The sequence below is a fragment of the Novosphingobium naphthalenivorans NBRC 102051 genome (assembly GCF_001590985.1).
In the GTDB taxonomy this organism is placed as follows: Bacteria; Pseudomonadota; Alphaproteobacteria; order Sphingomonadales; family Sphingomonadaceae; genus Novosphingobium; species Novosphingobium naphthalenivorans.
Window position 1 is genome coordinate 1 of the sequence record NZ_BCTX01000094.1, and the last position, 15684, is coordinate 15684.

A 15684-nucleotide genomic window follows, 5' to 3' on the forward strand; every position below is an offset into this window, starting at 1 on the left:
GAGCACGGTGTTGAGGCGGATGATTTTTTCACTGTTGGACATAGGGACGCATTTCCCTTCCCTGACGGACGGTTGGCTCCCCTGAGAACATCATCGGCAGCGGTGACGCGCAGCGCAAGAGTGCCGGAATTGGGGTCGGTGCGCTCAGGCGAACCCAGTCGTTCTCAGACGTTCCCTGGCGTGCGCAGGCGTACACTGGCGGGGTGGAAGATTTTTTCCCATGGTGTCCCACCTCAGACGGACTGGCACTGGTTGGACTGCCCTGCGTCCTTCCCGAACGAATGGGGAAGTGATTCGCAGAGGCGACTTTCCGTCCGATGATTCGAGGCACAACACAGGAGCATGACAAACTGTCCTTTCGTTTGCCTGCCCGCCGAACGGCATTTGCGCACAAGGCCCCAAAGAGGCGGCGCAAGTATTTGACCTTGCCAAAGTCCGCACAATTCCCGAAGATTCTCATGAATATGCGCACTGATCTCGATCACCTTCCCCCGGCCAAGCAACGCGAGCTTGAGCGCATCGTCGAGGTTATCTTCGATGAGTTCCGCGCCGCGACCGAGAATGCCACCGGCAGCCGCAAGGGCGCGCGCATTCTCAAGATCGTGCTCTTCGGCAGCTACGCGCGCGGCGATTGGGTTGATGCGCCGCTATCGGCGAACCAGTACAAGTCCGACTACGACATCCTGGTCATCGTCAGTCAGAAGGAGATGACCGACCGCGCGACTTACTGGACCAAGTGCGAGGAACGGTTGATCCGGGCCTACACGATCGAGAAGACCCTGCGCACGCCGGTGAATTTCATCGTGCATTCGCTGCATGAGGTGAACGACGGCCTCGCCCATGGCCGCCTGTTCTTCATGGAGATCAAGAAGGACGGGATCGCGCTCTACGAGGCCGACGGCACCGAACTGCATACGCCCAAACCCAAGACGCCTCAGCAGGCGCTGGAGGCGGCCAGGGAGTATTTTGAAGAGGGGTTTCCCTCGGCGATGAAGCGGTTCGAAATTGCAAAGTTCGACATCGAGCGCGGCTATCTCAAGGACGCCGCGTTCGACATGCACCAGACTGCCGAGCGTCTATACAGTTGCCTCCTGCTCACGCTGACTTTTTACGCGCCTTACAACCACAACATCGCTTTTCTGCGTTCACTTGCCGAAGGGCTTGATCGGCGCGTCCATGGCATCTGGCCCGATGCCACTAAGAGTGAACGGGCAATGTTTCAAAAACTCAAGGAAGCCTACACGAAGGCGCGTTATTCCAAGCACTACCGGATCAGCGAAGAGGAGTTGATATGGCTTGGCGAGCGTGTCGAAGAACTCGGCCGCGTCGTGCATCAAGTCTGCAGTGACAAGATTTCCGTACTGGAAAATACTACCAGATAAATCAGAATTATAAACAGTATTGCAACTTCAAGCGGAATATATTTTCCGCGAAGATACTGATGAATTCCGGGACAAAGATGGTAATCTTCTCAGGGCATTTTGCCGAGATTAAGGTTGAGTTTCTGTTGGTAGACACCAATCCGCTTTTTCGCTCGGTCAATTACATCGGTGAAATGTAATATCTCAAAATAGGTTTCTCCCAGCGGTTGACGGGTAGCCGGATCCATCAATGGACTAGACTGGAACCAACCCTTCCCAGTCGGGAACGGCGTCCAAGTTCCACCTAACCGCAGATTGTTGACCGTATCACCGATCAGATAACCGTAGAATTTCCTCAGTTTCCCCCCGGACTTGGCTGCAAGGAGATGGGCATACTCGGTCAGGTCGCCAATATGTTCGTCCGTGGGCACGCCGGGAGCCTTAAACTCCACGATGATGGCCGATCCTTCCTTGCTGAACAGAGCGATATCTGGCCGCTTTCCGCTATTGTCGTCGGCCCGGCGCGCGAGCAGTTCCTGAAATTTTTGGTCTATGTCGCTCTCGAAAACCGTCTCTCCATTATTCCACTTGATGCTGGCCAGCGGAATGTCGGAAGCAATGTAATCATAATAATGATATTCTTCGCTCAACAGCCAGATGTCATGATCAGATACGTTCTGGCTATCCTTCCGCATTGGGAAGAAGATATTGTGAATAATCTGTTCATCCTTGCGGCGGACACCGTCTGCCACAGCCTGCATCGCTAGCTTCTTTCCGCAGGCAAGGGTAAGTATTTCGACGATTGCTGCCCGGCGGACAATGAGTTGCGATAGGTTGGCCATATCGAAATTCTTTAGAGATGACGTGTATTTCCATGAAATTTCGTCGATCTTCTTGCGATACTCTTCTGAATCTGGCTCTGCCTTCAGGATTGCCTCCTTTAGGCTGTAGATTTCCGCCGTCTCGTCGATTACACGTTCCTGATATTTTTTCAGCACCCGCTCAACCACCGCCTTTGCTGGTTCGCCATAGACGATCCGGGTTGAGGTATCAGTCAGCATTGCTTCGCTGATGCCGAACTGATCGGTGATCTCCTTGAGAACATCTTCTTTCTTCCAATCTGCCGGTGTCACCATGGCATCAATGACCGGGTCGATTGCCTCGTAAATCGAACCGTAGGACAGCTTGGCGTCGGAGAACATATCGCCGGTTGGAATGTCCTCGGGGATATTGTCGAAATCATCCCGCTGTTCGTTGACATGCCCGTCGAGAAAGTCGCTCTCAATCAGAACGATATGGTGGAAGCCCGCCACCGGATTATTCTGTTCGGTCCGGGTCCGCAGATACCGGCCGGTTATGTTTTTGACGGGAGAATATTTAGCACAGAACGCGATGGCGTTTTTGGGAAGGTCATAAAGGGAGGAATCAAGCTGGTAGTGCGAGAGCTTGAAGGACTGGAATGTTCCCAGTGTGTCTCCCGAGCGCGGATCACGCTCTTCCACCTGCACAACCGGGGCGGCCGTAGCGATCGGCAAGTCTGAACGTTTCAGCGTTTCGACCTGATCTCCAGTTTTCCAGTGAGATGTCAGAAACTCGAACTCGAAGTCTCCAAGGCGGCTTTCGAGGCCCACCAGCCTTTGAAGAAAGGCAACCAGCATCTGCTTTTTCAGGACAGGTGCCGAGAATAAACTGCTTAGCTGTTCGCCCGGGGCAATGCGCGCCCGGGCGGTATCCTTGAACCGGTCAAGGCGAATGAGTGTCCCGATATCGGCCTCGTTGCCGGGGGAAGACGTGAAATCATCATAGTCGATCTGCTTTTGCGGCTCGGAATACCGCATCTGGCGCCGAATGATCTCCGAATCATGCCGGTAGGTGCTGTCAATCGACAAGGCCGAAAAATGATGGAAAAACTGGATACGGCCAGCACCCTTGCACTGCCCAATCCCCGAGATGGTAAGGTCATCCTTGTAGGACGTGTCCTTCGTCAGAAACGCCTTGAGTTGATCATCCCCAAGGCCGCATCCATTGTCCTTGCAGGACAACGCCATGGTTTCTCCATCACCGAAAAGATCGCTGGCTGAGAAATCTACGCGAATTTTAACGTTCAGGTTCGGCTCCGACCTGTCCCCATGAATTCGGATAAGAAAAGCGTCTATGGCGTTGGAAATGATTTCTTCAAAAACAACATAGGGATTGGAACTTAATTTGGTGTTTTTGATGCTCCCCCTGATGTCCAGTGTCATATTCGTTTCAATCAATGCCCTAGGTCCAAATGATGGGCACTTCTGACCGCCACCCGGCTGCCAAGTCAAGCGCGTCATCCGATTGTCGGGAAAAATCGAGGCACGTTCTTCGACCTGCAAGGTAAGCAGCGGAACGATAAAGACTATGCAGACCCAAAACCTGCCGGTTTCGTCACGGTCCGTTGCGGCCGTCAAATTTCGATCCAATTGCGCCGCCCAGCTTGCCGGAAACTGCAACCTGAGGCATATTCCGCCTCACGGAACGGAGAACTGGCGGCCGTCCCGAAGGATCATCCTGCCAGGCATCATTACGCCCGGCCGCATGTGTCGGGCGGTTGCTGACAGCCGTTGATATGCGGCGACCAGAGAACACCGCTTGCACCTTCCGTGCCTGACAGCGCGGACCGCCAGTGTGCAGGTCTGTCATGACATCGAAGCTTACAACGAACCGCGATCGTTCCCCGATCGCCTCGCCCACATCGCGCCGCGCGCTGCTGGGCACCTTGTCCCTCGCGCCGGTCGCGGTTCCAGCCATTGCAACCGCGCCCAATTGGACGGCGGCACTGCGGCAATTCGACTGGGCCGGTGAACCCGCCACTCTGCAACGGACACGTGCCGGACGCAGTCTCAGCCGGGCGCGCTACCACAATGCCGAGCAGTTCTTCGCCAGCATCGAGCAAGGGATCATCCGCGAAGGCCCAAACCTGCTCTACCATACCGGTATCGTCATGCAACTCGGCCTGTCCGCGCATCTCCTCGACGTCGGCTTCGAAGACCAATGGTGTGCCCGCCAGGTCGGGCTTCATATCGACCGATCACTCGCGCTCGGCAACGCAACTGGTCTTGGTCTCGACGAGCCCGCGATCGACCAGCTTGCCTGCTTTGTATCGCCCTACGGCAAATGGCGGCACGCCGACATCGGCAGCGGGCATTCCTGTCCCTGGTCCAGCGCCCAACTGCAATCACTCACGCGCAGGCTGCTCGACCATGTGCGCTCGGTAACCGGGCACGCACGTCCGGTACACGGGAGGCAGCGTCATGGCTGAATGGGACAACGGCCGCCTGGCTGTCATCCGCTCGCGCTGCCAGGTCCTGGCGATACGATGGCTGAAACCTCGTTTGCAGGCACCAACGCCACCGCCCGACAGTGCGTGCCTTGCCCGTATGGAAGAGGCCTTGAAACGCATGCCGGACCTCACGCGCGAGGTGTTCATGATGCACCGTTTCGACGATCTTCCCTATCGCCGGATTGCCGTGCGCGTTGGCATCGGGATCGACGAAGTCGAAGCGCATATGGCCACCGCCATCAAACTTCTCGGCCGGGCAGCGCGGGGTGAGAGCGTGTAGGTCCTTCGCGCTCGGTATCGAGATCGAAGGCCCGCTTGCCGCGCCGCCGCCACAGCACGCGGCGCTGCTCGCCATCGTCACTGCGCAGACGCGCCGCAACGTCGAGAAAGGCGCCGTACAGGATCGCGCGATCATCGCCGGTCAGTTCGACGAGCCCAGCCTTTACGACGAGCCCGCCCAGTTCGATCAACTGGCGCGTGCGTTCGCGGCGCTTGACCTGCCAGCCACGCATGTCGGTTCGTGCCTTCACGGCCTCAAGCCGATGTCCCGCCGCCACCGAACGGCAGAGTGCCTTCCGGATTGCGGTCAGGTCCCGGCGCAGGTGTTCGCGCCTTGCCGAGAAAGAAGCCCGCCCCGCTCTTGCGCCAGGCCTCCTTCCTCGCCGTGTCCTTCATACCGGCCGCGTCGAGCAGCGCGCCTGCCAGGACGTCGGCATCGAGTGCATCGGCTCCAGTCGCGACAACCAGTTCACCGAGCTGACGTATGCGGCGGTCTTTCAATTGCTTCGCCTTGTCGGCCAGCGCCTTCAGTTCCGAATCGAAATCCCTGGGCTTTCGCATCGCAGTCTCCATGTCTGTGGTGGTGGAGCCATGATAGGTGAGCGCTGACGGCAGCGCAGTAGTGTCGCCGGGACGGTCTGAAACGAGCCGGTCCCTTCCCGGATTTTCTTTGGGAAGGGCGCGCTTATACGTCGTGCCGACGTGCTGCTTGAAGTGTAACTCGATTGCCGCCATGGCAATCTTCCACCTCTCGGTCAAAGTCATCAGCCGCGCCTCGGGCCGCAGTGCCGTCGCGGCGGCGGCCTATCGCGCGGGTGAGCGCCTGCACGACGAGCGGTTCGACCGTGACCACGATTTCACCAACAAGCCCGGCGTCGTTCACAGCGAAGTGCTGCTCCCGGAAAATGCGCCCGAGGCATGGCGCGACCGGGAACGGCTGTGGAACGATGTCGAGGCCTTCGAGAAGCGCAAGGACGCACAGCTTGTCCGAGAAGTGGAATTCGCGATCCCGAGGGAGCTGAATCAGGAACAGGGCATCGAGCTGGCGCGCCACTTCGTGCGAGAGCAGTTCGTGGACCAGGGCATGATCGCCGATCTCAATGTCCACTGGGATATCGGCACTGACGGCCAGCCCAAGCCTCACGCCCATGTCATGCTGACAATGCGCGAAGTGGGCGAGGACGGCTTCGGCGCGAAGGTGCGCGATTGGAACCGCACCGAGATGGTGGAGCAATGGCGCGAGCGCTGGGAAGAGCACGTCAACCAGCGCCTGGCCGAACTCGACATCGATGCCCGCATTGATCACCGCTCTCTGGAAGCGCAGGGCATTGACCTCGCGCCGCAGGACAAGGTCGGTCCGGCCGCCTCACGCATGGGGACGCGTGGTCTCGAAGTCGAGCGTATCGAGGACCATCGTGCCATCGCCCGCGAGAACGGTGCGCGCATCATCGCCGAGCCGCGCATCGCGCTTGATGCGATCACGCACCAGCAGGCCACCTTCACCTCCCGCGACATGGCGATGTTCGTCCACCGCCACAGCGACGGCAAGGACCAGTTCGACGCCGCGATGAGCGCATTGCGCTCCTCGCCTGACCTGATCGAACTGGGCAAGGACGGGCGGGGAGAAGACCGGTTCACCTCGCGCGAGATGATCGAAACCGAACAGCGCTTGCAGCGCGCCGCGGACCTAATGGCGGAGCGCGAGCGGCGCCCGGTGGATGAAAGTGACCGGTGCGCGGCGCTGGCGCGTGCGGAGCACGGCGCACTTGTGCTGTCGGGCGAACAACGCGCAGCCTTCGACCACGCCACCGATAGCCGCGATCTGAGCGTCGTTGTCGGCTACGCGGGGACCGGTAAGAGCGCGATGCTGGGCGTCGCGCGCGAGGCGTGGGAGAATGCAGGGCTGACTGTGCGGGGCGCAGCCCTGTCGGGCATTGCCGCAGAAGGGTTGGAGAACGGCTCGGGCATCGCTTCGCGCACTATCGCCAGCATGGAGCATGGCTGGAGCCAGGGCCGTGATCTTCTCACCTCGCGCGACGTGCTCGTGATCGACGAGGCGGGCATGGTCGGCACGCGCCAGATGGAACGCGTCCTCTCGCATGCCCAGGAGGCGGGCGCCAAGGTCGTCCTGGTCGGTGACCCGCAGCAATTGCAGGCGATCGAAGCCGGGGCGGCGTTCCGTGCGATCCACGAGTGCCATGGCGGTGTCGAAATCACCGAAGTGCGCCGCCAGCGCGAGGGCTGGCAGCAGGATGCAACGCGGCATCTGGCAACCGGCCGCACCGGCGAAGCGATCCGGGCCTACAGCGAGCACGGTATGGTCCATGCTGCGGCCACCCGCGAGGACGCGCGCGGCGAACTGGTCGATCGTTGGGACCGCGAGCGCATCGCTGCGCCGGATCAGACCCGCATCATCCTCACCCACACCAACGACGAGGTGCGCGAACTCAACGAAGCAGCGCGTGATAGAATGCGCGGTGCCGGTGAACTGGGCGAAGACGTACTGGTGAACACCGAGCGTGGCGATCGGCATTTCGCAGACGGCGATCGTGTGATGTTCCTGAAAAACGAGCGCGGCCTCGACGTAAAGAACGGCACGCTGGGCACCGTCGAGCAGGTGAACCCGCAGAACATGACCGTGCGCACCGACGACGGGCGCAGCGTGGCCTTCGAGACCAAGGCTTATGCCCACATCGATCATGGTTATGCCGCCACGATCCATAAGGCGCAGGGCATGACGGTCGATCGCGGGCATGTGCTGGCGACGCCGCGCATGGATAGACACGGTGCCTATGTCGGGTTGTCCCGTCATAGGGAAGGTTTGCAGCTTCACTACGGCCGTGACGACTTCAAGGACGAAGACCGGCTTGTCCGCATCCTCTCGCGCGAGCGGACCAAGGACATGGCGAGCGACTACGAGCGCCGCGATCCGGCGCATACCTTCGCCGAACGGCGCGGCATCACCTTGCGCGAACGTGTCTCGGAGATTGTTCACAAGGTACCAGAAAGAGCACGAGGAATGTTCGATGGTCTGCGCCTTGCCATCGGTGGGCAGGATCGTGCTGCGGTGGCCATGCCCGATCGGTCCGGTCCCATCCCATCGGCTTCGCTTAGGGGAGCCTTCGCTGATTTCAGTCCTCCCGATGCTGCGAAAGCCGTCCAGGTCGAGCGTGATCCCATGCGACAGATTGCTGTGGAGCGCCATGCCCGTGCCATCGCCGATGTCAGCAGAATGCAGGACAAGGGCTTGCCTGTCCTGTCGCACCAGACGGCCGAACTGGACAAGGCCCGCGAGGCACTGAACGCCACTGGTAAACACGCAGCGGCGGACATGGAGGCGGCCTACAGCCGCAATCCCGCCCTGGTCTCCGAAGCCGCCGCTGGCCGGACCCGTCAGGCCATCCGAGCGATGCAGCTTGAAGCCGAAGTTCGCACTGATCCGCAGCTGCGCGCGGACCGCTTCGTTGAAGGCTGGCTTCAGCTCAGCCAGCATCGCGAAGAGTTGCAGCGTGATGGCGATTTCCGGGGCGCGCGCAAGGTGTCTGAGCAAATGGCGGGCATGGCCAAGAGCCTGGAGCGCGACGCGCAGGTGGAATCTCTGCTGCGCCCGCGCCGCCAGGACCTGGGCATTGACTTCGATACGGGGCGTAAGCTCGCCCACGATCTTACGGCAAGCGCCGGGATCGAGATGGGCCGCAGCCATGGCCTGAGCCGTTAGGAGGAACGATTATGGATAATCTGCCAATGCCATCCCCCGAAGCCGATCCGGCGGTAAGGGCGTTCACGCGCCTTGGTGAAAAGGTGGACCTGCTGGAGGCCGCCATCGCCGGGTTTGCGGCGAGGCGCGATGCTGCACCCGACTACAGCGAAACATTGGGAAAGATCGAAGCCCAACTGGGCAGGATGCGCGAGGCGATCAATACGCTGGCGCGCAGACCGGCGATGGAATTGACAACCGATGAGTTGGCCCGGCAGATTTCCGCGGCCGGTGCGAAAGCCCGTGCGGAGGAGGGTATCGCCAATGCACAGGCGCAGGGGCGGATCGAAGGGGCGGTGGGCCATATGGAGAGGTTGGCGGGCGTAGTCGCGACCGCCCGCGAGCAGCGCCGTCGCATCGTATGGGCGGTGGGCGGCGGCTTGGTCGCGGGCATGTTGCTATGGTCGTTCATCCCCGGCGTGATCCTGCGCACCTTGCCGCAAGGGTGGCATATGCCCGAGGCAATGGCCGCGCACATCATCGGTGAGCCGACGCTGTGGGAAGCGGGGTCACGGTTGATGCAGGCTGATAGTCCACGGGCGTGGAGCGCGCTTGCCGAAGCCGCCGATTTACTGCGCGACAATCGCAAGGCCATTGAGAAATGCCGCAATGAACTCCGGAAGGATGCAGGTCCTATACGGTGTAAACTTGACGTGCGGCCTTATCCGCGATTTCAATAATTCATCCGTTGGCAATTGGCACTCAAAAACCTGGTTTGCCGGAGTACTACAGCTATCAGCGGAGTTGGCACGCGTGGCCCCCATTGGTTGCGCCCTTCGAGATTAAAGGAAGTCACGCTCAACCTCGACTGACTTCCTACGCCATTTGGATGGACAATCTGTCGATCAGGCCGAGAAGTCGTCTCTATTTTCGCACTCGGGCAATCGCCAGCTCAGAGTTACAAATATTTAATGATGTCAAATGTTTGTACTTTCCGGATCTGAAGATAATCCTCGCCCTGTTGTGAATTAGGTGGGGTGCTTTCATGCAAGCTGGTGTGGTGAAGAATTTCTCACGTTCTCGTCGTCGCGCGGCATTGTGCGCAACGACTTTCCTTGCGGCGGGATGGGCAACGCCTCTTCTCGCGCAATCAGCGGAAACAGCGGCGCCACCGAGCAGATATGTCGTGGATGAAAACGGCATTGACCTTGCTTCCGGCAGTCATATCAATGTCGCTAAAGAGGTCTCTATCGGTTCTGGCGACGGAGAGCTTGCTCAATATATGGGGCGAGGCTTCAAGAACGGTGGTGCATCGTTTGGCCTTGCGGTTTACAATACCAGCGGGGCCACTTGGCGGGCTAGCGTATTCTCTGCGTCCGGGCTTCACTCCAAGACATTCACCAAATCGGGGTCAACGTTCACGTCAACGATGGGCGATGGAGCGACGCTGGTAGACGATGGTACAGCCTATGTACTGACGCTCTCTGACGGCAGTGTCTACACGTTCGGAAACAAAAATATCGGAACCTTGGACGGTTCCACCATGAAAGCGCGCATTACGCAGATTGATCTGCCAGATCACACGCGTCTGAACATGGCATACCAGCAGGTTACGTATTGCTCGAACAACCTAGATGGCTGCTCCGGCGGCACTTACATAACCAAAATCCGTCTCCAAGGCGTGACGAGCAGCTATGGGTACCAACTGCATTATAACTATCGTTCAAATGATGCCACAACCTCCCAAGGGGGCACTAACTGGGACAAGATTGGCTCGATAACGGCTCTCAATATGGCCGTGGACTATTGTGATCCAGCAGCATCAACGTGCTCGTACTCTCAAACCTGGCCGACGGTAACGTACACTTACACGACGTCGGGGGCATCGACCTACACTACCGTTACGGACGCTCTTGGCCATCAAGCAAAGTACGGCAATGTTTGGAGCAGCACGACGGGCTACTATTTCACGTACAAGCGCCCGGGAAGCACGGCCAACTCAGAAACTATATATCAGGACAGCAATGGCCGCGTCTCTTCGCTGACCAAGAATGGCTTGACTTGGCAATACGCCTTTTCGCTGTCGGGCAGCACCATGACAGTGGTCCGCACCAATCCGGACAGCTCCACTCGTACCGTCGTTTCCGATACGAGTGTTGGTCTGCCAACATCGGTTACGGACGAGGCCGGGCACACAACCACATACACGTACGATTCCGATGGCCGATTGGCGCAAGCGACGCTGCCGGAAGGCGGATACACTACATACGCATATGATACGCGTGGCAACCCAACGACAATTACCAACCATCCGAAGTCCGGTTCCGGAACGATTGCGGTAACGGCTAGCTATCCGTCCTCGTGCTCCAATACTCTCACTTGTAACAAGCCTACCTGGACGAAAGACGCGCTCGGCAACGAGACCGACTATACATATGATAGCACGCATGGCGGAGTGCTGACGGCTACGCTACCTGCGGACGCCTCAGGCGTGCGCCCGCAGACGCGTTACACGTACACCGGGGAGCAAGCCTATTACAAGAACAGCTCTGGTTCGATCGTGGCATCCGGTGTGACGCACTACGAACTGACCGGCGTATCGACCTGCTTAACTGCAACTTCCGCGAATCCGGCGAGTTGCGTCGGTACCGCCAACGAAACCAAGGCTACCATTTCCTATGGTCCGCAAACACTTGGCACGGCTAACAACTTGTTGCCAGTTAGTGTTACGCAGGCAGCAGGCAACGGGAGCATCAGCGCCACAACGGCTTTTGCCTATGACAACGTCGGAAATCTGGTGTCTGTGGATGGTCCGCTGAGCGGAACCGGGGACAAGACCGTGTTTCATTATGACGCCATCGGTCAGCGTGTAGGCACAGTGGGGCCGGACCCGGATGGCACGGGCACACGAACTCCGGCGGCGCAGAAGCTTACCTATAATGCCGATGGGCAAGTAACGCTTGTTGAGGCAGGAACTGTAACGGATCAGTCGGATACGGCGTGGACCAATTTCAGTTCGCAGCAGCAAGTTTCCACCACGTACGATGCGAACGCCCGTCCGGTTCAATCGCAAATCACGTCTGGTGGGACAACTTACGCCCTCTCTCAACAGAACTACGATACCGCAGGGCGTGTAAAATGTGCCGTGGTGCGTATGGACCCTTCACAGTGGTCCAGTCAGACTGACGCGTGCACACCTCAGACCACGAGTTCCAATGGATCCGACCGGGTCACCAAGTACACATACGATACAGTGGGGAGAACGACACGTGTCGATCAGGCTTATGGCACAACCGCGGCCAGTTATGAGCAGACTGCCTATACAAATGATGGGCTCGTTTCTTACGTTATCGATGCAAATTTGAATAGGACGACGTATGAGTATGATGCTTATGATCGGCTGCTAAAGACGGGCTATCCTGTCGCGACCAAAGGGTCGAACAGCAGTTCCTCCACCGACTATGAGCTCTTGACGTATGGCGATAATGTCCATGTCACTGCCCGCCGCCTTCGGGACGGAAATTCGCTGACCTACTCGTATGACAATCTGGGACGTCTAACGGGCCTGAGTGGCTCAACAATCAGCGATCGGACGTACAATTACAATCTGCTCGGCATGCAGACAGCAGCAACCTATTCCTCGGGTGGCCAAAGCGTGACCAACGCCTATGACGCGCTTGGGCGGGTCACATCTCAAGTTACTCCGCAAGGCACGGTTGGCTATCAATATGACGTAGCCTCCCGGCGAACCCGAATCACCTGGCCAGACAGTCTCTATGTCGCTTACGATTATGATACGGCCGGGAATGTAACCGCTATACGGGAGAATGGTGCTACCTCGGGTGTCGGCGTGCTGGCTAGCTACAGCTACGACAGCCTTGGACGCCGAACGGCTGTGACTTACGGGAACGGAACGGCTCGTACATACGCCTACGATTCCATTGGTCGGCTTGCTGGCCTGAAGATCGATCCGGCGGGAACCGCTAATGATCTGATTATTGGTGCCGTTGGTGGTACGGGGACGGCCATCGGCTACAATCCCGCCTCGCAGATCACAAGCCTTGCCAGGACCAATGATGCCTACGCCTGGACTGACGGGTATAATTTTAATCGCGGCTATACGACCAATGGTCTCAACCAGTACACGGCCTCCGGCTCAACATCGCTCGGCTATGACACGAGAGGCAACCTGACTAGCTCGGGCAGCACGTCTTATGTCTACAACGGCCTGAACCAGCTCACGTCAGTGAGCGGAGGCCCTTCCGCAACTTTGACTTATGATCCGGCTGATCGCCTTTATCAGGTGGTGTCAGGTGGCACGACCTCGCGCTTCCTCTATGATGGCGTCAATATGATCGGGGAGTATAACGGCTCCAACGTGTTGCAGCGCCGCTTCGTGCCAGGTCCGGGCACGGACGAGCCGATTGTGTGGTACGAAGGGTCAAGCACCACAGATCGCCGCTGGCTTCAGGGAGACGAACGCGGTTCGATCGTTTCCGTGACTGACGCATCTGGTGTGGGGCTGAACATCAATCGCTATGACGAATATGGCATTCCGCAATCGACGAATGTCGGCCGCTTCCAATACACGGGGCAAGTCTGGCTCGGCGAGGTGGGAATGTATTACTACAAGGCCCGTTTCTATTCGCCTACGCTAGGAAGGTTCATGCAAACCGACCCCATCGGGTACGGCGATGGCATGAACTGGTATAATTACGTTGGTGGCGACCCGGTAAATGCGCTGGATCCTAATGGTACGGACGAAATAGTAGTGACTTGGAAAGTTGAAGTCCCGCCCATCAGCGGGGCTGCTGCATCGGTCATTTTTGGACTTGGGAAGGTCTCGGATGGAACGGGTGATCGAAATGACGCGGGGGGAGATTCGGGGCCTGACATTGAGGTCACGGCTAAAAGGCCGTCAAAAAGCTCGGCGTGCACAGGTGCTGGTTGTAAGGTTCCAAACCCTGGTCTACCAGTGCCGCAAAAGCAGCAGCAGTCGGGTTGCGGTAACGGTTGGGCCGCATGGATAGCCGACAAGGCTGACAAGACAAGTTTGGTGGCCGGTGGTATTGCTACGACTTCCGGAGCACTCGGGCTGGTTACCGCACCGACTGGTGTCGGATTTGCCGGTTTTGAAACTGTTGCGGTGATTTCTGGCGCAGTTTCACTAGGAGCATCGGCTGTAGGCGCCATCGCACATGCTGCGAACGGAGATTACATTGGCGCAGGTCTGGATGCAGCCGGACTATTTGCCGGGCCTTTGACGCAGAAGCTAGCAGGTGGTGCTTTCGCATCTGGGCGGATGTTTGGTAATTTGTCCGCTAGTCAGGCAAGGCAGGCGGCCTTAATTGGCAACGGTGCTGGCACCGCAGCCGGGGCGGCCGGTTCATTGTATAGCTGTCGATAAGATGATTAAGATCATAGCATACATCGCCTGCATCCCTTTCGCTATTTTGGTAGATTGGGGAATGTACACTAGAATTTCTATCGGCCTGATAATATTGCGTAATCTAAGCGAAGGCGAAGCAATTCGTTCGGTGAACTATCAAGCACATATTTTCCCAAGGGTTCTGGCGACAGCCTTAGGGGCATTGGCAATCTGTTACGACGCTTTCCATCAGGGGGGCGACCGAAGATACTTGTGGATCGGAGTAGCGCTTTTCCTGTTGTCGCTTCTCTACGCCTTTGCCGCAACATACTGGTCTGCACGACAGAATCATCCGTAAAATGGCGGAGTTCTGGGCTTTATGGCTGGGTGCTAATGGACGACGGCAAGATAAAAGGTATGGCTCACCCTGCGGGGTAACCTGTTGTCTGTACGTCGTTTTTGACGAGATTGATGGCGCCGTGGGGAGGCTCACGGTGCCATCATGGTGTTGGCGGGGTGGTTTCTTGAAATCGCGGGGACTTCCGCCACTCGCCGATGGAGCCATGCTGCAAAACCGCTGCTACTTCTCGTCACGCGCGGCCTGGTCAAGCCTCTTGATGGCGCAGGCCATGTGCCCTTCGACCATCGTCGATGGTGATATCCGGGCGGCGGGCGATGCGTCGGTAGGGCAGACCATCGAAGCGATACATCATGAAGACCTCGCGGGTGAGTTCAAGTAAAGCTGGTGGGGTAATCCACCCTCTGGGACGTATGGCCTGAGTTAAAATTCTGCAATCGCACTAGGGGCGATTTGCCAAATTCACCGGCTCGACTAGCTTGAAGTATCTTTAGAGGAGAAGTCCATGCGCAATGCCACCGCGGCTCTTGCCCTGATCGCCAGCCTGACCCTTCCGGGGTTCGCTCATGCAACGGAAACCGTCACCTACACCTACGACGCCAAGGGGCGCCTTGTGAAAGTGGTGCATTCCGGTACCGTCAACAACGGCGAGACGACAACATACACAATCGATACCGCAGACAATCGGACCAACGTCACGACTGCCGGTGCGTGATCTATCGATAACTTTTGGTTGCCCCTACATCGGAACTGATGCTCCGGCGTAAGGGTCGCGGTCAGGTTGCGGGGCTTGGGGAGCGACCAAAGGCAGTGGCGCCAGCCCGTTGTAGACCTGAGCAGATGTTACATTTGCGGATGAGGCAAGGCCCGCAACACCGTGCGCAATCGCTGGCGCGCCAAATAGGATAAAGCAACCGAGCGCTACGCGCGCACTTGCACGAACGCTCAGCCGCCCATGCAGCATCGCAAGTCCAACAGCCGCAATAGCCAGAACCGCGACCGACATGCCAAGGCTGCCCGTCAGCAGTTCGACGAACCACCGCGCGCTGTTTGAAAGCGGCTCTACAAAATTTGACGTACTGGTCATGCTCACCTCTCCATCACGCTTGGGCAATCACGTGATGTTAAAATTTTGTAATATTGTGGATTTTCTGCCTGTCATATGTCGCTCTAAGCATGACAACTTGGCGCAAGCTGTGCCAGTCAGAGATGGAATCTCGGCGTTCGATGGGGCTCATGATTTTGCGTAATCCTGCCATGCTTCTGGCATTCTTAATCGCGGTACCCGCTCATGCCGCCACATATGCCGAT

General features: G+C 58.1%; 12 protein-coding genes. 8 read left to right on the top strand and 4 right to left on the bottom strand.

The genetic code is table 11. The features are described 5' to 3' along the window. The first annotated feature begins 464 nt into the window (after positions 1-464). A complete protein-coding gene (locus tag NN5_RS21400; protein ID WP_067738092.1) occupies positions 465-1382 on the top strand; it encodes a HEPN domain-containing protein in 918 nt (305 codons plus the stop codon). Between the two features lie 89 nt (positions 1383-1471). On the opposite strand, the gene NN5_RS21405 is transcribed toward NN5_RS21400, so the two are convergent. Then, on the bottom strand, positions 1472-3841 hold the full coding sequence (locus NN5_RS21405) for a hypothetical protein (protein WP_217998733.1): 2370 nt from the start codon (positions 3839-3841) through the stop codon (positions 1472-1474). 188 nt (positions 3842-4029) lie between these two features. Here NN5_RS21405 and NN5_RS21410 point away from each other — a divergent pair, with 188 nt between their 5' ends. Together NN5_RS21410 and NN5_RS25380 are read left to right on the top strand one after the other, a co-directional pair. After that, the gene (locus NN5_RS21410; RefSeq protein WP_067738078.1) at positions 4030-4650 is read left to right on the top strand and encodes a hypothetical protein; all 621 of its coding nucleotides are present in this window, start codon (positions 4030-4032) and stop codon (positions 4648-4650) included. Further along, positions 4643-4951, top strand: a complete 309-nt coding sequence (locus tag NN5_RS25380) for an RNA polymerase sigma factor (protein ID WP_084385087.1) — start codon at positions 4643-4645, stop codon at positions 4949-4951. Before NN5_RS21410 ends, NN5_RS25380 begins: the two co-directional genes overlap by 8 nt. Here the strand turns inward: NN5_RS25380 and NN5_RS21415 are convergent. Continuing rightward, a complete protein-coding gene (locus tag NN5_RS21415; RefSeq protein WP_373280350.1) occupies positions 4911-5201 on the bottom strand; it encodes a conjugal transfer protein TraD in 291 nt (96 codons plus the stop codon). The genes NN5_RS25380 and NN5_RS21415 overlap by 41 nt on opposite strands. 4 nt (positions 5202-5205) lie before the next feature. Continuing rightward, positions 5206-5511, bottom strand: coding sequence for a conjugal transfer protein TraD (locus NN5_RS21420; protein WP_067738095.1), 306 nt, complete (start codon positions 5509-5511; stop codon positions 5206-5208). 172 nt (positions 5512-5683) lie between these two features. Between NN5_RS21420 and traA the strand changes: the two genes are divergently transcribed. The 5 genes from traA (at position 5684) to NN5_RS21435 (ending at position 15088) form a co-directional block, all read left to right on the top strand. Then, positions 5684-8668 carry a Ti-type conjugative transfer relaxase TraA gene (gene traA, locus NN5_RS21425; protein WP_067738084.1) on the top strand — a complete coding sequence of 995 codons (2985 nt, stop codon included), beginning with the start codon at positions 5684-5686 and terminating at the stop codon, positions 8666-8668. Positions 8669-8751: 83 nt separating this feature from the next. Continuing rightward, the gene (locus NN5_RS21430; protein WP_157081253.1) at positions 8752-9387 is read left to right on the top strand and encodes a DUF6118 family protein; all 636 of its coding nucleotides are present in this window, start codon (positions 8752-8754) and stop codon (positions 9385-9387) included. A gap of 446 nt (positions 9388-9833) precedes the next feature. After that, the gene (locus tag NN5_RS25385; protein WP_169801030.1) at positions 9834-14054 is read left to right on the top strand and encodes an RHS repeat domain-containing protein; all 4221 of its coding nucleotides are present in this window, start codon (positions 9834-9836) and stop codon (positions 14052-14054) included. 485 nt (positions 14055-14539) lie between these two features. Continuing rightward, positions 14540-14755, top strand: a complete 216-nt coding sequence (locus NN5_RS26040) for a hypothetical protein (protein ID WP_157081254.1) — start codon at positions 14540-14542, stop codon at positions 14753-14755. A gap of 123 nt (positions 14756-14878) precedes the next feature. Then, positions 14879-15088 carry a hypothetical protein gene (locus tag NN5_RS21435; RefSeq protein ID WP_067738089.1) on the top strand — a complete coding sequence of 70 codons (210 nt, stop codon included), beginning with the start codon at positions 14879-14881 and terminating at the stop codon, positions 15086-15088. A gap of 24 nt (positions 15089-15112) precedes the next feature. On the opposite strand, the gene NN5_RS25390 is transcribed toward NN5_RS21435, so the two are convergent. Next, positions 15113-15460 (bottom strand): TrbC/VirB2 family protein, encoded by a 348-nt coding sequence (locus NN5_RS25390; protein ID WP_084385089.1) that lies wholly within the window; start codon positions 15458-15460, stop codon positions 15113-15115. Between the last annotated feature and the right edge of the window lie 224 nt (positions 15461-15684).

Excerpts from the sequence above, each read along its gene's own strand:
- NN5_RS25390 (WP_084385089.1), bottom strand. The coding sequence starts at position 15,460 with ATGACCAGTACGTCAAATTTTGTAGAGCCGCTTTCAAACAGCGCGCGG.
- NN5_RS25380 (WP_084385087.1), top strand. The coding sequence starts at position 4,643 with ATGGCTGAATGGGACAACGGCCGCCTGGCTGTCATCCGCTCGCGCTGC.
- NN5_RS21420 (WP_067738095.1), bottom strand. The coding sequence starts at position 5,511 with ATGCGAAAGCCCAGGGATTTCGATTCGGAACTGAAGGCGCTGGCCGAC.
- NN5_RS21435 (WP_067738089.1), top strand. The coding sequence starts at position 14,879 with ATGCGCAATGCCACCGCGGCTCTTGCCCTGATCGCCAGCCTGACCCTT.
- NN5_RS21400 (WP_067738092.1), top strand. The coding sequence starts at position 465 with ATGCGCACTGATCTCGATCACCTTCCCCCGGCCAAGCAACGCGAGCTT.
- NN5_RS21410 (WP_067738078.1), top strand. The coding sequence starts at position 4,030 with ATGACATCGAAGCTTACAACGAACCGCGATCGTTCCCCGATCGCCTCG.
- traA (WP_067738084.1), top strand. The coding sequence starts at position 5,684 with ATGGCAATCTTCCACCTCTCGGTCAAAGTCATCAGCCGCGCCTCGGGC.